Here is a 19,761-nt window from a genome sequence, read left to right on the forward strand (position 1 = left end):
GGCCGGCCGCCGTGGCGGCCCGGCCGTGGCCGAGGGGGAGAGAAGATGCGATTCAGGAGGGCATGACGCGCAGTGGCGCGCCGGCTGGCGGCGAATGCGGCCGGGGTTACTTGGTGAGGATCAGCTTGTCGTTGCTGGTATGGCGCAGGCGGTAAACGCGGTCGCCATGGCGGATCAGGATCTCGCGCTGGCCCTTCAGCAGCGCGCCGCTGTCGATCGCGTCATCGACGGCCAGCGCTCGCGGGGCGGGGCGCTGCGGCAGGTGCAGGGTACGGGGACGGAGCAGGACAGGTTGGGCGAACATCGCGGCGGTTCCGTGGCGGGGACAGAATTGATGATAATGATTCTCATCCGCGATGCAAGAGGGCGCGCCTTCCGCGCCCGGCCGCATTCCTTCCACGCCGGGCAGGCGCCACGGCCCGCCCGGCGCGCGCCGCCCGGGTCAAGCGAAGGCGGCTTCCACCCTGCCCCACGCGTCGTCGCCGACACGCTCGAGCAGCTCCAGCGCGCGCAGGTTCTCCTCCAGCTGCGACACCCGGCTGGCGCCCAGGATCACGCTGGACACGCGCGGGTTGCGCAGGCACCAGGCGATGGCCAGCTGCGCCGGCGATTCGCCCAGCTCCGCGGCCACCGCGGTGAAGCGCCGCACCTTGTCCAGCCGCGCATCGGCCGGTTCGCCCAGCACCGCCGACTGCAGCCAGCCCAGCGACGGCTGCGCCAGCCGCGAACCGGCGGCGATGCCGTCGTTGTACTTGCCGGTCAGCAGGCCCGAGGCCAGCGGCGACCAGATGGTGGTGCCGAGCCCGGCGTCGGCGTACAGCGGCGCGTACTCCTGTTCCACCCGGGCGCGGTGCAGCAGGTTGTACTGCGGCTGTTCCATGGTCGGCGCGTGCAGGCCGTTGCCGCGGGCGAATGCCACCGCCTCGGCGATCTGCGCCGCCGACCACTCCGAGGTGCCCCAGTACAGCACCTTGCCCTGGCGGATCAGCACGTCCATCGCCTGCACCGTCTCGGCGATCGGCGCCTCCGGGTCGGGGCGGTGGCAGTAGTACAGGTCCAGGTAGTCCACCCGCAGCCGCTTGAGCGCCGCATGGCAGGCATCGTGCACGTGCTTGCGCGACAGCCCGCGCTGCAGCGGGTTGGGCGCCTCGACCGCGCCGAAGAACACCTTGCTGGACACGCAGTAACCGTCGCGCGGCAGGCGCAGGTCGGCGATCACGTCGCCCATCACCTGCTCGGCGCGGCCCTGCGCGTAAACCTCGGCGTTGTCGAAGAAGTTGACCCCGTTGTCCCAGGCCGCGGCGATCAGGTTGCGGGCCTCGCCACGGGCGATCTGGCTGCCGAAGGTGACCCAGGCCCCGAAGGACAGGGCGGAAAGCTGCAGGCCGGACGACCCGAGGCGGCGGTATTGCATGGCTGGCTCCTGGAACGCGGTGCGCGCCGGCGGCGCGGACAGCCGCCAGTTTAACCCCCGCCACCGTACCGATAGCGCCCCGGACCTTGCCGATGCCGGCCTGATCGCCGCCGTTGCCCCCGGCAGGCGTCGGGATTGTTGCCCGCCACTGGCCGCTGCTCTAGGCTTGCCGCTTTTGCGGGCTCGCCCGGGGAATACTCATGGTCGAAGGTTTGGGCAGGATCGGCTTCGGCCTGTTCGGTCTGGCGGTGCTGATCGGCATCACCTGGCTGTTTTCCAACAACAAGAAGGCAGTGGACTGGAAGCTGGTCGCCACCGGCATCAGCCTGCAGATCGCCTTCGCCGCGCTGGTGCTGCTGGTGCCGGGCGGGCGCGACGTGTTCGACTGGCTGGGCCAGGGCTTCGTCAAGATCCTCAGCTACGTCAACGAAGGCTCCAGCTTCATTTTCGGCAGCCTGATGGACGTGCCCAAGTACGGCTTCATCTTCGCCTTCCAGGTGCTGCCGACCATCATTTTCTTCTCGGCGCTGATGGGCGTGCTCTACCACGTCGGGGTGATGCAGGCGGTGGTCAAGGTCATGGCCTGGGCGATCACCAAGGTGATGCGGGTGTCCGGCGCGGAAACCACCAGCGTCTGCGCCAGCGTGTTCATCGGCCAGACCGAGGCGCCGCTGACCGTGCGCCCCTACATCCCCAAGATGACCCAGTCCGAGCTGATCACGATGATGATCGGCGGCATGGCGCACATCGCCGGTGGCGTGCTGGCCGCCTACGTGGGCATGCTCGGCGGCGGCGACCCGGTGGCGCAGGCGTTCTACGCCAAGCACCTGCTGGCGGCCTCGATCATGGCCGCGCCGGCCACGCTGGTGATCGCCAAGCTGCTGGTGCCCGAGACCGGCACCCCGCTGACCCGCGGCACGGTGAAGATGGAAGTGGAGAAGACCTCGTCCAACATCATCGACGCGGCGGCGGCCGGCGCCGGCGACGGCCTCAAGCTGGCGCTGAACATCGGCGCCATGCTGCTGGCCTTCATCGCCCTGATCGCGCTGCTCAACGCGCCGCTGACCTGGCTGGGCGAAGTGACCGGGCTGGCCCAGGCCATCGGCAAGCCGACCAACCTGGCCACCATCTTCGGCTACGTGCTGGCGCCGATCGCCTGGGTGATCGGCACGCCGTGGGCCGATGCCACCACCGTGGGTTCGCTGATCGGCCAGAAGGTGGTGATCAACGAATTCGTGGCCTACCTGCAGCTGTCGGAGATCATCAAGGGCAATGTCGCCGGGGTCACCCTCAGCGACGAAGGCCGCCTGATCGCCACCTACGCGCTGTGCGGCTTCGCCAACTTCAGCTCGATCGCCATCCAGATCGGCGGCATCGGCGGGCTGGCCCCGGACCGTCGCCACGACCTGGCCAAGTTCGGCCTGCGCGCGGTGCTGGGCGGCACCATCGCCACGCTGATGACGGCCACCATCGCCGGCGTGCTCAGCCACTTCGGCTGAGCACGCGCGCTCCCCCTTCGGCTCCCCCAAAGCCACCTGAAGAGAAATTGATTCCATGAAGTCTGTTGTTGTTGCCGGTTCCTTCAATGTCGACCACGTCTGGCGCTGCGATGCCCTGCCCGCGCCGGGGGCGACCATTGCCGGGCGCTACAGCACCGGTCCCGGCGGCAAGGGCTTCAACCAGGCGGTGGCCGCGCGCCGCGCCGGTGCCGGCATCACCTTCGTCTGCGCGCTGGGCGACGACGCCGGTGGCACGCTGGCCCGGCAGCTGGCCGCGGCCGACGGCATCGTGCTGGCCGCCGAGGCCAGCGGCGAGCCCACCGGCACCGCCGGCATCTACGTGGACAGCCGCGGCCGCAATTCGATCGTCATCGGCCCCGGCGCCAATGCCTCGCTGAGCACCGGCTTCATGGCCGCCAACGCCGCGCTGATCGGCGCGGCCGGGGTGCTGCTGGCGCAGCTGGAGTCGCCGGTGGAGTCGATCGAGGCGGCGCTGGGCATCGCCCGCGAGGCCGGCGTGCTGACCGTGCTCAACGCCGCCCCGGCCAACGCGCCGTCGAGCATCGGCCTGCTCAAGCTGGCCGACGTGCTGACTCCGAACGAAACCGAGTTCGCCGCCCTGCTCGGCCGCCATGTCGGCGAGCGGGTGGAGGCCGACGACGTGGCGGCGCTGGATGGCGCCAGCCTGCACGCGCTGTGCCGCAAGCTGTCCGGCAACACCGTGGTGGTCACCCTCGGCGCGGTCGGCGTGTTCGTCTCGCACGACGAGGAGCGCCTGCGCGGCGACAGCCAGCCCTACTACCGGGTGGCTGCCGAGCCGGCGCAGGTGGTCGATACCACCGGTGCCGGCGACGCCTTCAACGGCGCCCTGGCGGCCTCGCTGGCACAGGCCCCGGACGCGGCCTTCATCAAACACGTGCGCTTCGCCAACCAGTACGCCGCCCGCTCCACCGAGAGCGAAGGCGCCGCCGCGGCGATGCCGCGGATGACCCCGGCCGACGCCGCCTGAGCCCGCGCACCGCCGCTGCGCTGGCCGCCACCGCTGGGCGGCCAGCGGCCGCCCGCGGCGGCATGGCAGGGGCGGGGCGCCACCGGCAAACCGGATGAGCGCTGAAGCCATGCCCGCGCGACGGGCCGGCGCCGGCATCGGCGCCGCGCCGGGCACTACAATGCGCCGCATGCAGATCGGCCCCTACACCATCGCACCCAACGTGGTGCTCGCGCCCATGGCCGGCGTCACCGACAAACCGTTCCGGCAGCTGTGCAAGCGGCTCGGCGCGGGCCTGGCCGCCTCGGAGATGACCATCTCCGACCCGCGATTCTGGAATACCCGCAAGTCCATCCACCGCATGGACCATGCCGGCGAGCCGGCGCCGATCAGCGTGCAGATCGCCGGCACCGAGCCGCGGCAGCTGGCCGAGGCGGCGCGCTACAACGTCGACCACGGCGCGCAGATCATCGACATCAACATGGGCTGCCCGGCCAAGAAGGTGTGCAATGCCTGGGCCGGCTCGGCGCTGATGCGCGACGAAGCGCTGGTGGCGCGCATCCTGGAGGCGGTGGTGGGTGCGGTGGACGTGCCGGTCACGCTGAAGATCCGCACCGGATGGTGCGCGCAGGTGCGCAACGCGCCGGCCATCGCCCGCATCGCCCAGGACAGCGGCATCGCCGCGCTGGCGGTGCACGGCCGCACCCGCGACCAGCACTACACCGGCACCGCCGAGTACGACACCATCGCCGCGATCAAGGCCATGCTGGACATTCCGGTGCTGGCCAACGGCGACGTCGATTCCCCGCGCAAGGCCGCGCAGGTGCTGGCTCATACCGGCGCCGACGCGGTGATGGTCGGCCGCGCCGCGCAGGGCCGGCCGTGGATCTTCCGCGAGATCGCCCACTACCTGGCCACCGGCGAGGAGTTGCCGCCGCCGTCGCTGGAAGAGGTGCGCGACATCCTGCTCGGGCACCTGGCCGACCTGCACGCGTTCTACGGCGAACCGCAGGGCGTGCGCATCGCCCGCAAGCACCTGGGCTGGTACGCGAAGGACCGGCCTGAACACACCGATGAACAGCGCGCGGCGTTCCGCGCCGTGGTCAACGCCGCCGAGAGCGCCGACGCGCAGCTGCGGCTGACCCGCGACTACTTCGACGGGCTGATCGCCGCGCAGCCGCTGGCCGCGGCCTGACGGGCGATCCCCGCATGCAACCAATCCCGTAGATGCGGGGCTTGCCCCGCATGCGGCCGTTCCCGCGAGGCTTCCGTGCGCGGCAAGCCCCGCACCGGCGGTGTCGATCCCAGGCCTGTGCCCGGCACGGCCGCCAACCCGCGGGGCCGCGTTCCGGCAGGCCAAGCCGGAAAGGAGCGCGACCACCGGGCACAACAGAAAGGCCCGCCAGCAGAGCCGGCGGGCCTGGATCGGCGCGGGGGGAGGAGCGCGCCGGAAGGCTCAGGCGAAGACCTTGAAGCGGGCCTCGTCCTCCATGTAGCTCTTCTCGCCGATGGCGGCTTCGTGGGAGCCGAACGGCATCTGCGCGCGCAGCTGCCAGTTGCCGGCAATGCCCCATTCGCGGTGCACGGCCTCGTCCACCACCGGGTTGTAATGCTGCAGGCTGGCGCCGATGCCGGCCTCGGCCAGCGCCGTCCACACCGCGAACTGGGCGATGCCGTTGGCGTGTTCGGCCCACACCGGGAAGTTGTCGGCGTACAGCGGGAACTGGTCCTGCAGGCCGCGGGTCACGTCCACGTCATTGAAGAACAGCACGGTGCCGGCGCCGGCGGCGAAGCTGTCCAGCTTGCCCTCGGTGGCGGCGAACGCGGCGGCCGGCACGATCGGGCGCAGCGCGTCCTTGACCAGCTCCCAGAACTTCACGCTCTGCGCCCCGTGCAGGATCAGCGCGCGGGTCGGCTGCGAATTGAAGGCCGACGGCGCCTCGCGCACGGCGTGCTTGATCAGGTCGGTGACCTGGTCCTGGCCGATGGGCAGGGTGCGGCCGAGCGCGTACTGGGAACGGCGCTGCTTGTACAGGGCGATGGCTTGGCTGTTCATGGTGACTCCGGAAGGAAGGAAAGCCGGCAAGGCGGCCATTCGTGGAATGGGCGCCAGTGTAATTGCCAACAAATTCAGAACAAACACTATAAAAATCACTATTTGTTCTAAATTTGAAAATAAATCCCGCTTCCGGAATCTCCCGCCTAACCGCCCGTCACCTCCGCCGCCGGCATCACGCCCTCATCGTTCCATATACGGTGCCAGACCTGCGCCAGCCGCTGCTCCAGCACCGCGCGCCCACCGGCATCGCGATACACGGGCCGCAGCTGCCGCGGCGGGATCGGCGCCCAGCGCCCCCCCTGCTCGCGGGCCACGGCGAAACTGAAGTTGTAGTCCGGCTCAAGGCCCATGCGCAGGTCGCTGAGCACCAGTTCGCCATCGCGCACCTGCGCGCGCATGAAACCGCGGTTGAACCACTGCAGCCGCGCCACCGCCGGGATCGACTGCGCCTGGCGCAGCGCCTGCACATTGGACGGGTAACCGCTGAAGCGCATGGGCCCGTGGTCGGCCCACAGCGAGCGGTCGCCGACCACGTAGCCCTGCGGGGTCATCGCCACCACCCGCCACAGCAGCGTGTTGAACGGCATCGGCACCGAGAACCGCGGCGCGCCGGCCAGCCCCATCGCCGCCAGCGCGCGGTCGGCATCGCGCTCGACCAGATGCTTGGCCAGCAGCGACCAGCCCAGGTATCCGCAGCTGAGCACCAGCCCGGCGACCAGCGCACGCTGCGCCAGCGGCCGCGCCCGCGCGAACCACGCTACCACGCAGGCCAGCGCCAGCCACACGGTATACAGCGGGTCGATGATGAACACGCTCGACCACATCGTCGGGTGCGGCATCAGCGGCCACCACAGCTGCGTGCCGTAGACGGTGAACGCGTCCAGCAGCGGATGGGTGACCAGCGCGAGCACCATCGCCCACCACCAGCGCGCGGGCGCCTGCGCCACCCGGCCGTGGCCGAAGCGCCGGTACAGCCACCAGATCAGCGTGCCCAGCAGCGGCAGCACGAACAGCGAATGGCTGAAACTGCGGTGCAGCGTCATCAGGCTCACCGGGTCGCGGGTGAAGGCGATGATCAGCAGCCCGTCGAGATCGGGCAGCGTGCCCAGCGCGGCACCGGCGAGCAGCGCCGCGCGGCGGTGGCCGGCCGGGGCGATGGCGGCGGCGACGGCGCCGCCGAGGACGATCTGGCTGAGGGAATCCATCGCCGCATTATGCCGGGCCCTGCCGTGGATGCAGGGCTTGCCCTGCAGGGCGCATCCGCGGCCGCCCCCGGTGCCGGGCGGGCCCGGCAGCTACCCCGGAGGGTGGCGTGGCGGCCGCGCGCGCAGCCGCCACGCCGCCAGCGCAGCGTACAGCAGCGCCAGCAACAGCAGGTTGAGCAGTTCGCCGCCGACCTCGGGCACCCGCGCGCCCATCTGCTGGGTGCGCACGATGGCGTTGATGCCCGCGGTGGTCGGCAACAGCTTGGCCAGCGCCACCAGTGCCGCTGGCGACGCCACCGCCGGCCACGACAGGTTGGACAGGAAGAACAGCGGGATCGAGACCCCGGTGACGTACTGGAAGGCGCGCTCGCGGGTACTGAAGAAGCTGCCGACGAACAGACCGAACGCCACCGACGCCAGCGCGAACAGCAGCACCGCCAGCAGCAGGCCGGGCACGTTGCCGCCACGCGGGTAGTCCTGCACCCAGGCGTTGAAGCCGGCGTAGTAGAGCAGCCCGGCCACCGCCACCAGGGTGAAGGCCGCGGCCATGCCCAGCAGCGCCGGTGTCGCCACCTGCAGGCGCTGCCCCGACTGCGCGCGACGGGTACCCAGCAGCACGCCGATGCCCAGCAGCAGGGTCTGGTGCACGATCAGCTCGGCCACGCCCGGCACCACGCTGCTGCCGTAGCCCTCGCGGGTGTTGTACAGCGGCCGCTGCACCAGTTCGAGCGGTGCCGCCAGCGGCGGCCCCATGAAGCCGGCCTGGCGCACCGCCTGGTCGCGGCCGAAGGCGCCGATGCCCTCGGCCAGCCCGCCCAGGATGGCGCTGGCGCGGCCCAGGTAGGCGCCATTGCCCAGCAACACCAGCTGGCCGCTGCCACCACGCAGGATGTCGCGCTCCAGCCGCGCCGGGATCAGCACGATGCCGTCGACCTGGCCGGCCTCCAGCTGCGCGCGCGCCTGCGCCAGGTCGCGCGGCTGGGTCGCCACCCGCACCGCGCGCAGCGCGTCGACATGCCGGACCAGCGCGCGGCTGGTGGCGCTGCGGTCGGCGTCGACCACCGCCAGCGGCAGGTCGCTGGCGACCTGGTGGCGGTAGGCCGCCGGGTAGAAGAACGAATACAACAGCACCGCGCCGATCATCACCGTGCGCGCGGCCGAGTCGGCGAACACCGCCTGCAGCGTCGCGCGGAAGCTGGCGGCGACCCGGCTCATGCCGGCACCGGCGGCGCGGCGCGGCGCGCGCCCCGGGCCAGCAGCAGTGCACCACCGGCACCGGCCACCGCCGCCATCAGTGCCAGCACGCCCAGCGGACGCAGCGACACCGTCCACGGCGAGCCCATGAACAGCTGCTGCATCTGCAGCTGGACATACGCGGTGAGCGGCAGCAGCGCATTCCACACGCGGGTGAACAGCGGCGCCGCCACCACCGGGAAGGTGGCGCCGGAGAACGCCAGCGCGGTGCCGATGCTCAGCCCGACCAGCGACAGCCCGGTGCACATGTCGCGGGTGAGGGCGATGAACAGCAGCGCGAAGCAGCAGCACGCCAGGTAGAACAGCGGCTGGGCCAGCAACAGCATCAACACGCTGCCGGCCACGCCGTCGCCACGCACGTAAGCCACGTACAGCACACCGAAAGCGCCGTACAGCGAGAACACCGCCACGTAGGGCAGCAGCTTGCCGGCGATGGCGGCCCAGGGCCGCCGCCCCAGCCAGGTGGCCAGCAGGCCGTCGCGGCGCTCGCGGCCGAAGGCGCCGCCGGCCGCCAGTGCCGCCAGCAGCGACAGCACCGCCGGGAAGATCAGCGGCAGCAGGAACAGTTCGTAGCTGCGCGCCGGGTTGTACAGCACCGTGGCCTGCACCGTCACCGGCGCGGCGCGCAGGCGCGCCGGCCCGGCCTGCAGGCCGATCCGTTCCTTCAGCATGCGCGCGTTGTACGCGGCCACCGCGTCGGCGATGTCACGCGCGGCCGATTGCCCGGTGGCCAGGTAGGTGGCGTTGTAGAACGCGTAGACCGGTGCCGGTTCGCCGCGCAGCGCGCGCCGGCTCATGTCGGCCGGCAGCAGCACGATGGCGAACACCTCCAGCGCGCGCAGCTGCGCCTGTGCCTGTTGCAGTGACGCCGGCTGGGCGACCAGCGCCACCCCGGGGCTGGCATCGATGGCGCGCGCCAGCGCACGACTGTCGGCGCTGCCGTCCAGGTCCACCAGCGCCACCGGCAGCTGGCGCAGCACCGCGCCGGAGAACAGCGCCATCATCAGCAGCATGAGCAGCAGCGGCACCAGCGTGACCAGTGCCAGTTCCCAGCGGTCCTCGCGCCAGTGGCGCAGTTCGCGCCGCAGCGACGCGGCGAACGCGGCGCCGCTGCCCGGCGTCAGCCCTGCGGCCATGCGAACAGCACGCTCATGCCCGGGCGGAACCCGTCGACCGGCTGCCGCGGACGCACCCGCACCTCGAAGCTGCGCACGTCGTAGCCGGATGACTGCCGGGTGCTGCGCCAGGTGGCGTAGTCGCCGGCCGGGCTGATGAAGTAGACCTCGAACGCGGCGCTGCGCCCGCCCAGGGCCGGGATCGTGCCCTGCAGCACCGCCCCCGGCCTGAGCCCGTGCAGCTGGTCCTCGCGCAGGGTCAGCGCCACCCACATGTGGTCGATGTCGACCAGGGTGAACACCGGGTAGCCGGCCGGCACCAGTTCGCCGATGTCGGCCATGCGCTTGCTCACCTCGCCGGCCAGCGGCGCGTGGCCGCGGGTTTCCTGGCGCGCGGCGTCGACCTCGGCCTTGGCGCCTTCGGCCTGCCGCACCTGCGCCAGCGCGGCGGCCTTGTCCTGGCGGCGCGCGCCGGCCAGCGCCTGGTCGTACTGCGCCCGCGCCGCCCGCGCCAGCTCCTCCGCGCTGCGCGCCTGCGCCTGCGCCTCGTCGCGCTTCTGCCGGGTGACCACGCCCTCGTTGAACAGGGTGTCCAGCCGCCGGAACGTGGCCGTGGCCAGTTCGGCACCGGCCCGGGCACGCTGCCAGTTGGCCTCGGCGGCACGGATGTCCTCGCTGCGCGCGCCCTCCTCGGCCTTGTCCGCCATCGCCTGTGCGGCCGCGACCACCGCCGCGGCCTGGCGCTCCTTGGCCGCGACTTCCGGGCTGTCCAGCTCGAACAGCAGCTGCCCGGCCGCGACCCGCTGGCCCTCGCGCACGTGCAGCGCGTGCAGCCGCGCGGTCACCTTGGCGGCGACGTTGACGCTGTCGGCGTCGGCCATGCCCTGCACCTGGTCGGCCGGGGTACGCAGGCCAAGCCACAGCCCCAGCGCCACCAGCGCCAGCAACAACACGCCGGCGATGGCAAAAACGCGGCGCCGCCGCGGTCCCGTGTCGTGTCCCGCCGTCTGGCTCATTCCAGCACCTTGTCCGCCCGCCGGCGGTAGTCGTCGAACCGTTGCATCTGCCCGCTCACTTCCAGCAGCTGCGCCAGCGCCACATCGAACTGGTAGGCCGCCTGCGCCCGCTCCACCCGCGCCGCGCCCAGCGCTAGGCGCGCGTCGATCACGTCCAGCGAGGTCGCCTGCCCTTCGCGGAAGGACAGCTCCTGCAGGCGCAGGTTCTCCTCGGCCTGGGCGATGCTGCTGTCCAGCAGCCGGAACTGGCTGCGCGCGGTGTCCAGTTCGTTCCAGGCCTTGCCCACGCCCAGCCGCACCTGGTTCTCCGCCTCGCCCAGCCCGGCGCGCGCCTGTTCCAGCTGCGCGCGCGCGGCGCTGACCTGCAGCGGCCGCGCGCTCGGCGACAGGAAGGTATAGCGCAGGCCGATGCCGAACGCCCAGTCGGCATCGGTGAGCAGGGCGTCGCGGCGGTGCAGGTCGTACTGGCCGAACAGGTAGACCTGTGGCTTGAGTCTGGCCTGCTGCACGCGCACGCCCTGTTCGGCCTGCTGGCCCAGCGCGCGCAGGCGCTCGAGCTGCGGATGGCGCTGCAGCGCGCTGCGCTCGAACGCCTCGCGGGGCTCCAGCGGCGCGTCGATCACGAACAGCGGCGAGGTGGTGCCGACGTTGCCGCCGCTGCGCAGCAGCGTGGCCAGCGCCTGCTGCAGGGTGGCCAGGTCGTTGCGCGCCTTCTGGTACTCACGCTCGGCCTTGTCGCGGGCGACGCTGGCCTGCAGGCGCTGGGCGCGGCTGGCGAAGCCTTCGCGTTCGAGCTTGAGCGCGTCGTCCAGGTGCCGCTGCAGGCCATCGCGGACCTCGCGCCGCACCTGCACCGCGCGTTCGGCCAGCTGCTGGCCGAAATAGGCCTGTACCAGCTGCAGCGCCAGCGACTGGCGCTGCGCCTCGCGCTCGGCCTCGGCCTGGGCGGTGGCTGCCTGCGCCGCCTGCTGCGCCGCCGGGATCAGCCCACCGCTGTACAGCGGCACGCTGGCGGTGACGATCGGGCGGGTGCGCCAGTCGCGCTCGGCGAAACGCAGCGGCGATTCGATGCCGAACGCCTCGGCCACCGGTGCCAGCGAACCCAGTGGCAGCTCCAGCGATTTCTGGAACTGCATGCGGCGTATGTCGCCGGTGATTTCCGGCAGCCGCAGGTAGCGGGTGGCGTCCTGCAGGTCCTGCTTGCCGCGCACCCCGGCGTCGGCCGCGGCCAGCGCGTCGGAGACCTGTTCCAGGCGCGCGCGCGCCTGTTCGAAGCTCAACGCCGGCGGGTCGTCGGCGCTGGCGGCAGCGGTGCCGGTGGCGGCCAGCAGAAGCCAGGCCGCGAACAACCCCGCCCTTGCCCGGGTCGTCGACTGCGTGTGTGCCACCGCGGATGCTCCTTTCCCCAGCCCGCGGCGAGCATAGCGCCGCCACCGTGAGGAAGCAGCATGCAGGCCAGCTCAGGCGGCCCGCGCCTGCGGCGCGCGTGGCGGCAGCCACGCCAGGCTGCGCCCGGCAGGGTCGAGCAGGCGCAGGCTGCCGTCGTGATCCTCGGCCAGGGCGGTGAGGCTTTCGACCCAGTCGCCGTCGTTGGCATAGACCAGGCCATCGCGCTCGACCAGCGCGGCCCGGTGGATGTGGCCGCATACGATGCCGTCCAGGCCGCGGCGGCGCACGTCGTCCAGCCCGGCCTGCACGAAACGCTCGATGTAGCGCTCGGCCGCGGCGCTGCGCCGCTTGAGGAACTCGGCCAGCGACCAGTAGCGCAGCCCGACCCGCTGGCGCAGCACGTTGAGCAGGCGGTTGCCGGTGAGGATGCGGTAGTAGAGCCAGTCGCCCACGCCGTACTGCAGATGGGTGAGAACCCGACGCCAGCGGCCTTGGGTCGAGGGGGCGATCGCATCGCCGGCATCGGGCGATGCGACGGGGGAAGTCGCTGCACGCGCCGCGCGCGTCGGCATCGGCAGATGCCAGCGCGTCGCGCCGTCGTAGTCGTCGCCGTGCACCACCAGCAGGCGGCGGCCATCGGCGGTGACGTGGATGGCACGCCGCCGCACCTGCATCGCCGGCAGCATCAGCCCGCAGGTCCGGCGCAGCGGGGCGTCGTGGTTGCCGGGGATGTAGATGATCGCGGTGCCGGCGCGGCGCAGCCCGTGCAGCGCCTCGACCACCGCGTTGTGCGCCGCGTTCCAGCTGGCGCGCCGCTGCGCCAGCCACCACAGGTCGACGATGTCGCCGACCAGGTACAGGCGTTCGCAGCGCAGCGTGGACAGGAACCGCGCCAGCTCGGCCGCATGGCAATGGCGCGCGCCCAGGTGGGTGTCGGAGATGAACACCGCGCGCCGGTGCGGCAGCAGCGGGGTCGGCACGCTCATGCCGGCACCCCGGCGTCGCGCAGGTAACGCCGGCGCTTGTGCGGGCGGATCGCCTGCAGGTCCACTTCGATCAGGCCGTCGATGGAATCGCTGAAGTCCGGGTCCACGCCGAACGCCAGGAAGCGCGCGCCGCCCGGCTCGCACAGGTCGGTGTACTGGCGGTAGAGCGTGGGCACGCTGGTGCCCAGCGCGGCCAGGTTGGCCTTGAGCACCTCGAACGCGGCATCGGCATCCATGTCGCCGAAGCACGGCGGCGCGGCGAAGTACTGGAACGGCCGGGTCGACTCGACCAGGCCATGGCCACCGCCGTAGTAGCGCTGGTAGTACGCAACCAGCTGTTCGCGCGCCTGGCGCGGCAACGCTGCGCTGATCGATACCGCGCCGAACAGGTAGCGGACGCCCGGCTGGCTGCGCAGGTAGGCGCCGATGCCCTGCCACAGGTAATCCAGGCTGCGGCTGCCCCAGTAGTCGGGCACCACGAAGCTGCGGCCCAGCTCCATGCCCTCGGCGATGCGCGGGATGGCATCGTCGGCATAGCGGAACAGCGCCGCGGTATAGAGCCCGGCCAGGCCGCTGCGCGCCAGCGCCTGGGCGCCGCGCATGATGCGGTAGGCGCCGGCGATGCGCTGCTGCGCCGCATCCCAGACCACGATGTGCTGGTACAGCAGGTCGAAGTCGTCCAGGTCGCGGCTGCGCCCGGTGCCCTCGCCGACCCGGCGGAAGGTCAGCTCGCGCAACCGCCCCAGTTCCAGTAGCAGCGGCGAGCCGGCGGCGCAGCGCGCCAGCCGGATCTGCTTGCCGTCGCCGGTCTGGCCGAGCAGGTCGGCGGCCTCGATCTCCGCCGCGACCCGCTCGGCGGCGACCGCCGCGGCCAGCGGTTCGGGCGCGTCGACGGTGGCGCCCGCCGGCGCGTCGTCGGCACCGAGCGCGTACAGCGCGCGCCGCACCGCCTGCAGCTGCAGCGCCGGGTCCAGCGCGGGGTCCAGGTGCAGGGCCTGCCCCACCCACAGCCGCAGCGGGCGCCCGCGGCGGGCGAACATCTCGCGCGCCAGCAGCGCGGTGCCGGCCGGCTTGAACAGCGCCGAAGCGCCGTAGAACAGCGCCGAGTTGCGCGCCTGCACCCGCACCGGCAGCACCGGCGTGCCGGTGGCGTTGGCGAAGCGCACGAAGCCGCGGTTCCAGCGGCCGTCGCGGATGCCGCGCAGCGACAGCCGCGACACTTCGCCGGCCGGGAACACGATCACGCACTGCTCGGCCGCCAGCGCCTGCTCCACCGCGCGCAGGCTGTCGCGGCGCGCGCGGCCGCCCAGGATCCGCACCGGCAGCAGCAGCTCGCGCAGCGGCTCCAGGTCGGCCAGCAGGTCGTTGGCGATGATGCGCACGTCGCGCCGCACCTGGCCCACCGCGTCCAGCAGCGCCAGCGCGTCGAGCGCGCCGGAGGGGTGGTTGGCGACCACCAGCAGCCGCCCGCGGGCGGGGATCCGGGCCAGCGCGCCACGGTCCAGCTGGTAGCGGCTGCCCAGGAAGTCCAGCGCGGCCTGGACAAAGGCGAGGCCGCGGCGCTCGCCGTTGTGGCGCAGGAACGCCTGCACCTGGTCCAGCCGCGACCAGCGCCCCACGCTGCGCAGCAGCGGCCGCGCCAGGTGCCCGCGCGGGCCATGGAACCACTCGGGATAGCGCTGCTGCAGGCGTTGCTCGATCTGGTGCATGGCGGTGGTCCGACGGCCCGGTTGGCCGGCAGCCTGCGCCCGCCAGGCGGCAGCGCGGTTGCGGTTTTGCGGCAGTTCGGTGACGCCGGGCCGCGGGCGGCGGGCTGGGTGAACCGGTTTATTAACCGGATGGCAACAACCGGCCCTGCACTATTCCCGGGGTGCCCCGGCCGTGTATCATGCGCGGCTATCTTTTCATCCGCATACAGGGATACAAGCTCATGTCCAGCTATCTCTTCACTTCCGAGTCGGTCTCCGAAGGCCATCCGGACAAGATCGCCGACCAGATTTCCGATGCGGTGCTGGACGCGATCCTGACCCAGGACAAGCGCGCCCGCGTCGCCTGCGAAACCCTGGTCAAGACCGGTGCGGCGATCGTCGCCGGCGAGGTCACCACCTCGGCCTGGGTCGACATCGAAGAGCTGACCCGCAACGTCATCAACGCGATCGGCTACGACAACTCCAACGTCGGCTTCGACGGCCACACCTGCGCCATCATCAACATGCTGGGCAAGCAGTCGCCGGACATCGCCGCCGGCGTCGACGGCACCGACAAGAAGGCCAAGAAGCCGGAAGAACAGGGCGCGGGCGACCAGGGCCTGATGTTCGGCTATGCCTGCAACGAAGCCCCGGAATTCATGCCGGCGCCGATCTACTACTCGCACCGCCTGGTCGAGCAGCAGGCCAAGGTCCGCAAGAAGAAGAACTCGCCGCTGCCGTGGCTGCGCCCGGACGCCAAGAGCCAGGTCACCCTGCGCTACGGCCAGGATGGCAAGATCGAGGGCCTGGACGCGGTGGTGCTGTCGACCCAGCATGACCCGGGCGTGAAGCAGAAGGACCTGATCGAGGCCGTGCGCGAGCACATCCTCAAGCCGGTCCTGCCGAAGGCGTGGCTGGACGCGCTGCCGAAGAACAAGGTGCACATCAACCCGACCGGCATCTTCGTGATCGGTGGCCCGGTGGGCGACTGCGGCCTGACCGGCCGCAAGATCATCGTCGACACCTACGGCGGCATGGCCCGCCACGGTGGCGGCGCGTTCTCCGGCAAGGATCCGTCCAAGGTCGACCGCTCGGCCGCCTACGCCGCCCGCTACGTGGCCAAGAACGTGGTCGCCGCCGGCCTGGCCGACAAGTGCGAAGTGCAGGTCTCCTACGCCATCGGCGTGGCCGAGCCGACCTCGATCTCGGTCACCACCTTCGGCACCGGCAAGATCGCCGACGCGCAGATCGAGAAGCTGATCCGCGCGCACTTCGACCTGCGCCCGTACGGCATCATCAAGATGCTCGACCTGATCCACCCGATGTACCAGCAGACCGCCGCCTACGGCCACTTCGGCCGCAAGCCGAAGGAATTCTCGTACGTCGACGGCGACGGCAAGACCCAGAACGCCACCGCGTTCTCCTGGGAGAAGACCGACCGCGCCGAAGCGCTGCGCAAGGCCGCCAAGCTCAAGTAAGCCCGGCCCGGCAGGCGTTGACCGGAAAGGCCGCCCGCAGGGGCGGCCTTTCCGTTTGCGGGCAGCGGCCGGGGGTGCATCCGGCCACCGCGCCGGGTTAGCCTGCGGCTCCCCCCTTCGCGCCAATGCCCATGTCCGAGCCCACGTCCCACCAGTTGTCGATGACCGTGCTGATGACCCCGGACATGGCCAATTTCTCCGGCAAGGTGCATGGCGGCGCGGTACTGCGCCTGCTCGACCAGGTGGCCTACGCCTGCGCCAGCCGCTACGCCGGCAATTACGTGGTCACCCTGTCGGTGGACCAGGTGATGTTCCGCCAGCCGATCGCGGTGGGCGAGCTGGTCACCTTCCTCGCGTCGGTGAACTACACCGGCACCTCGTCGATGGAAGTGGGCATCAAGGTGGTGGCCGAGGACATCCGCCAGGGCAGCGTGCGCCACGCCAACAGCTGCTTTTTCACCATGGTCGCGGTGGACGACGACGGCAGGCCCACGCCGGTGCCGCCGCTGCAGCCGGCGACCGGCGACGAGAAGCGCCGCTATGCCGCCGCGCAGATCCGCCGCCAGCTGCGCCAGGACATGGAGCAGCGCCACCGCGAGCTGCTCGGCAGCAGCGCCACCACGCCGGCGCCGTAGCACCGCGGCGGCGGCGCCCACGGGCGGGCGCCGCCCACCGGAGCGCGGCGTGGCGTACGCCGCCTGCCGCTGCGGGTCAGCGGCCGCCGGCCGCGGCGATCACCTCGCGTGCCTGCTCGCGGACCGAACGCATCCCGGCATCCAGCTGCGCGGGGTCACGCTTCAGCAGCGGGTCCAGGTAGCGGGTGCGCAGCGCGGTCGCATCGTCCACGCGTTGCATGCGCTGCAGCAGCCGGTACAGGCGCGCGGCGGTTTCGATCGTGGGCGACGCCTCGGCGCCGAGTTTGCGCGCGCGCAGCTCCAATGCCGTCGCGTAGGCCGCGCGCGCCGGCTCCAGCCGGCCCAGAGCCAACAGGATGTCGGCATTCAGGCTCCAGGTGCCGGCGATGATCGGGTGGTCCGGCGCGAGCGTGCGCCGCTGGCCCTCGAGGCAGCGCTGCGCATGCAGCAGCGCCTGCGCATGGCGCCCCTGCCGGTGCAGCAGGCTCGCCAGGCTGCCCTGCGCCAGCAGGGTATTGGGATGGTCCGGACCGCGATGGCGCAGGTGCGAATCCAGCACTGCCTGCTGCACCTGCAGCGCCTGCGCCATGAATCCGGCGCGCGCGGCCGGGTCGCCGGCCAGCATGGCGCGCTTGTTCAGCACGCCGACCAGGCCGGTCATCGGCGAGACGGCCTGGGCGCTGTCTTCGCCCTGTTGCTGGCGCCGGTAGTCGATGACCCGTTCGATCTCGGCCTGGACCCGGGCCAGCGCCGCGTCGTCGCCGGCCAGCGCGAAACCATTGATCGCCACCAGGTAGCGCGCCGACACCGTGTCCGGATGGTCTTCGCCGTAACGCCGCGCCAGCACGTCGGCCACGTTGCGGGCCACGGCCTGCGACTGTTCGAACTGCTTCTGCTCGCGCAGCAGCTTGGCCTGCACCAATGCCACGTACAGCGTGTCGCGATGCGTCGCCCCGAGCGCACGCTGGTACAGCGGCAGCAGCGCTTCGACCTCCGGCCCGGCCTCGTCGCGCCGGCCGGCCTGGATCAACGCATCGATGCGGTAACGACGCAGGCGCAGCAGGCGCTCGTCGCTTTCCGGCAGCGCGCCGCCGACACCCGCGCGGATCGCGTCGTAGGCGGCGATGGCGTCGTCGAAGCGGCCCTGGATGATCATCAGGATGGCGCGCCCCAGTTCGGCCTCCAGCCGCTGCGGATCGCTCATCGGCCGTGCCGCGGTGGCGGCGTGCACCTGCGTGTACAGGCGCTGCGCCTCGTCCGCGCGCCCGAGGGTGACCAGCACCCCTGCCAGCGCCAGTTCCGTTGACAGCCGCTCCGGGCTGTCCGCTGCCAGCGCCTGCCGCTGCTCCAGCACCTGCCGCAACTGCGCCTCGGCGCTGACGTTGCTGCCGATGGCGTGCAGCACGCCGGCCAGCGATTGCCGCAGCTCCGCCGCCAGCGTGGCGTCGTCGCTCACCTCGTTGCCGATCCGGTCCAGCGCGTGCGCCACCACGTAGGTCTCCAGCGCATCGCGGGCCAGATCGGTGGCGCCACGCGCGGCCGCGGCATCCACCAGCTGCAGCACCTGCGGCGACGCCAGTTGCCCACCGGCGGCGGCGTCGGCCTTGAGCAGCATGTCCTTCTGCGCGGCGGCCAGCGAGCGCCCCATTGCCTGGATGTCGACGCTTTCCAGGGTGCCGCGCTGGAAATCGACGATCCGCTGCAGCTCCCGCCCGCGGCGTTCGGCCAGCGCCTGCTGCGCTTTGGCCTCGCGCAGGGCCAGCACCGATGCCAGCAGTCCGCCCAGCACCGACAACAGCACCAGCGCCGCGGCGGCCAGCGGCCAGGCATTGCGCCGCAGCAGGCGCCGCATGCGATACCCGCGTTCGCCGGCGCGGGCGCTGACCGGGCGGTGCTCCAGGTACCGGCGCAGGTCCTCGGCCAGCGCCGCGACCGAGGGGTAACGGCGGTCAGGCTCCTTGCGCAGCGCCTTGAGCACGATGGCGTCGATGTCGGCCGGCACCGCGCGCCCGCGCCGCCGTGGCGCACCGTCGGCGCGCAGCCGCCGGCTTGGCGGCGGCACGTCGGTATTGGCGATGGCGTTGTACAGGCCGGCCGGGTTGTCGATGTCGGCGAACGGCAGCTGCCCGCAGACCAGCTGGTACAGCACCGCGCCCAGCGAGTAGACGTCGGTGGCGGTGGTCAGCGGCTGGCAGGCGAGCTGCTCGGGGCTGGCGTAGGCCAGGGTGAGGGCATGCTGGCCGGTACGCGTATCGCCGGCCGCCGCGCTGTCCTCGTCGATCAGGCGGGCGATGCCGAAGTCCAGCAACCGCGGTTGGCCGCGCGCGTCGACCAGGATGTTGGCCGGCTTGAGATCACGGTGGATGACCAGGCAGCGGTGCGCCTCGGCCACCGCTTCGCAGATCCTGACGAACAGCGCGATGCGCTCGTCCAGCGGCAGCCGCGCGGCGTGGACGTCCACGCGCTCGCCCTCGACGTATTCCATGGCCAGGAACGGGCGGCCATCGGCGAGGATGCCGCCGTCGAGCAGGCGCGCGATGCCCGGGTGGTCCAGCCGCGCCAGCAGTTCACGCTCGCGGGCGAAGCGCGCGCGCAGTTCCTGCGACGCCTCGGCCACCGGGTTGAGCAGCTTCAGCGCGACCTTCTGCACGAAGCCGCCGTGGCTGCGTTCGGCCAGGTACACCACGCCCATGCCGCCGGCGCCCAGGCGCTGCAGCAGGCGGTATTCGCGGCTGGCGTCGGCCGATGCCTCCTGGCCGCTGAGGTCCTGCCCCGGGTCGGGCGGCGGCAGCCCCGGCGAACGGCACGACACCACCAGCGTCTGGTCGGCCTCCATGCCGGCGAGCAGCGCCCGCGCCTCCTCGGCCAGCGCTGCATCGCCGGCCGCCTCGCGTTCGATCAGCGCCTCGCGGGCGCTGCCCTGCAGGTCCAGCGCCTGCAGCACGATCTGCTTGACCCGGTGGTAACGCGTCGCGTCGCCACTGCTCCCCTCGCCTTCGCGCATCGTCCCCATTCCCCGTTCACCTCCCCGTGCG

16 protein-coding genes are annotated in these 19,761 nt (G+C 71.9%); 5 read left to right on the forward strand and 11 right to left on the reverse strand.

Annotated elements, in window-relative coordinates; genetic code table 11:
* Positions 1-106: 106 nt before the first annotated feature.
* Both hemP and ACJ7VY_RS13425 read right to left on the reverse strand, forming a co-directional pair.
* The gene (hemP, locus tag ACJ7VY_RS13420; protein ID WP_104939571.1) at positions 107-304 is read right to left on the reverse strand and encodes a hemin uptake protein HemP; all 198 of its coding nucleotides are present in this window, start codon (positions 302-304) and stop codon (positions 107-109) included.
* A gap of 138 nt (positions 305-442) precedes the next feature.
* Entirely contained in the window at positions 443-1,414 is a 972-nt protein-coding gene (locus ACJ7VY_RS13425; protein WP_409475821.1) for a potassium channel beta subunit family protein, read from the reverse strand.
* A gap of 200 nt (positions 1,415-1,614) precedes the next feature.
* Here ACJ7VY_RS13425 and ACJ7VY_RS13430 point away from each other — a divergent pair, with 200 nt between their 5' ends.
* From ACJ7VY_RS13430 to dusB, 3 genes are all read left to right on the forward strand, one after another.
* Positions 1,615-2,913 (forward strand): NupC/NupG family nucleoside CNT transporter, encoded by a 1,299-nt coding sequence (locus ACJ7VY_RS13430; protein WP_104939573.1) that lies wholly within the window; start codon positions 1,615-1,617, stop codon positions 2,911-2,913.
* Between the two features lie 55 nt (positions 2,914-2,968).
* Complete coding sequence (locus ACJ7VY_RS13435; RefSeq protein ID WP_409475822.1) at positions 2,969-3,922, forward strand: ribokinase; 954 nt, start codon at positions 2,969-2,971, stop codon at positions 3,920-3,922.
* A gap of 169 nt (positions 3,923-4,091) precedes the next feature.
* On the forward strand, positions 4,092-5,096 hold the full coding sequence (gene dusB / locus ACJ7VY_RS13440; protein ID WP_161613850.1) for a tRNA dihydrouridine synthase DusB: 1,005 nt from the start codon (positions 4,092-4,094) through the stop codon (positions 5,094-5,096).
* Between the two features lie 261 nt (positions 5,097-5,357).
* Here the strand turns inward: dusB and ACJ7VY_RS13445 are convergent, their stop codons facing one another.
* From ACJ7VY_RS13445 to ACJ7VY_RS13480, 8 genes are all read right to left on the reverse strand, one after another.
* A complete protein-coding gene (locus tag ACJ7VY_RS13445; RefSeq protein WP_104939575.1) occupies positions 5,358-5,957 on the reverse strand; it encodes a nitroreductase family protein in 600 nt (199 codons plus the stop codon).
* A gap of 146 nt (positions 5,958-6,103) precedes the next feature.
* The gene (locus tag ACJ7VY_RS13450; RefSeq protein WP_409475823.1) at positions 6,104-7,165 is read right to left on the reverse strand and encodes a metal-dependent hydrolase; all 1,062 of its coding nucleotides are present in this window, start codon (positions 7,163-7,165) and stop codon (positions 6,104-6,106) included.
* A gap of 90 nt (positions 7,166-7,255) precedes the next feature.
* Positions 7,256-8,380, reverse strand: a complete 1,125-nt coding sequence (locus ACJ7VY_RS13455; RefSeq protein WP_409475824.1) for an ABC transporter permease — start codon at positions 8,378-8,380, stop codon at positions 7,256-7,258.
* Positions 8,377-9,555: an ABC transporter permease gene (locus tag ACJ7VY_RS13460; RefSeq protein WP_409475825.1), complete on the reverse strand. Its 1,179-nt coding sequence runs from the start codon at positions 9,553-9,555 to the stop codon at positions 8,377-8,379. Before ACJ7VY_RS13460 ends, ACJ7VY_RS13455 begins: the two co-directional genes overlap by 4 nt.
* Positions 9,540-10,550, reverse strand: a complete 1,011-nt coding sequence (locus tag ACJ7VY_RS13465) for an HlyD family secretion protein (RefSeq protein WP_161613817.1) — start codon at positions 10,548-10,550, stop codon at positions 9,540-9,542. The genes ACJ7VY_RS13460 and ACJ7VY_RS13465 overlap by 16 nt, the downstream gene beginning before the upstream one ends.
* Complete coding sequence (locus tag ACJ7VY_RS13470; protein ID WP_409475826.1) at positions 10,547-11,938, reverse strand: TolC family protein; 1,392 nt, start codon at positions 11,936-11,938, stop codon at positions 10,547-10,549. Before ACJ7VY_RS13470 ends, ACJ7VY_RS13465 begins: the two co-directional genes overlap by 4 nt.
* A 72-nt stretch (positions 11,939-12,010) precedes the next feature.
* Positions 12,011-12,925, reverse strand: coding sequence for a UDP-2,3-diacylglucosamine diphosphatase (locus tag ACJ7VY_RS13475; RefSeq protein WP_409475827.1), 915 nt, complete (start codon positions 12,923-12,925; stop codon positions 12,011-12,013).
* Positions 12,922-14,634, reverse strand: coding sequence for a GNAT family N-acyltransferase (locus ACJ7VY_RS13480; RefSeq protein WP_409475828.1), 1,713 nt, complete (start codon positions 14,632-14,634; stop codon positions 12,922-12,924). Before ACJ7VY_RS13480 ends, ACJ7VY_RS13475 begins: the two co-directional genes overlap by 4 nt.
* 221 nt (positions 14,635-14,855) lie before the next feature.
* Here ACJ7VY_RS13480 and metK point away from each other — a divergent pair, with 221 nt between their 5' ends.
* Both metK and ACJ7VY_RS13490 read left to right on the forward strand, forming a co-directional pair.
* The gene (gene metK, locus ACJ7VY_RS13485; protein WP_293765201.1) at positions 14,856-16,091 is read left to right on the forward strand and encodes a methionine adenosyltransferase; all 1,236 of its coding nucleotides are present in this window, start codon (positions 14,856-14,858) and stop codon (positions 16,089-16,091) included.
* Between the two features lie 131 nt (positions 16,092-16,222).
* Positions 16,223-16,726, forward strand: coding sequence for an acyl-CoA thioesterase (locus tag ACJ7VY_RS13490; protein ID WP_104939583.1), 504 nt, complete (start codon positions 16,223-16,225; stop codon positions 16,724-16,726).
* Between the two features lie 76 nt (positions 16,727-16,802).
* On the opposite strand, the gene ACJ7VY_RS13495 is transcribed toward ACJ7VY_RS13490, so the two are convergent.
* Entirely contained in the window at positions 16,803-19,730 is a 2,928-nt protein-coding gene (locus ACJ7VY_RS13495; protein ID WP_409475829.1) for a protein kinase domain-containing protein, read from the reverse strand.
* Between the last annotated feature and the right edge of the window lie 31 nt (positions 19,731-19,761).

This window comes from Stenotrophomonas sp. Y-13 (assembly GCF_046267925.1).
In the GTDB taxonomy this organism is placed as follows: Bacteria; Pseudomonadota; Gammaproteobacteria; order Xanthomonadales; family Xanthomonadaceae; genus Stenotrophomonas; species Stenotrophomonas acidaminiphila_A.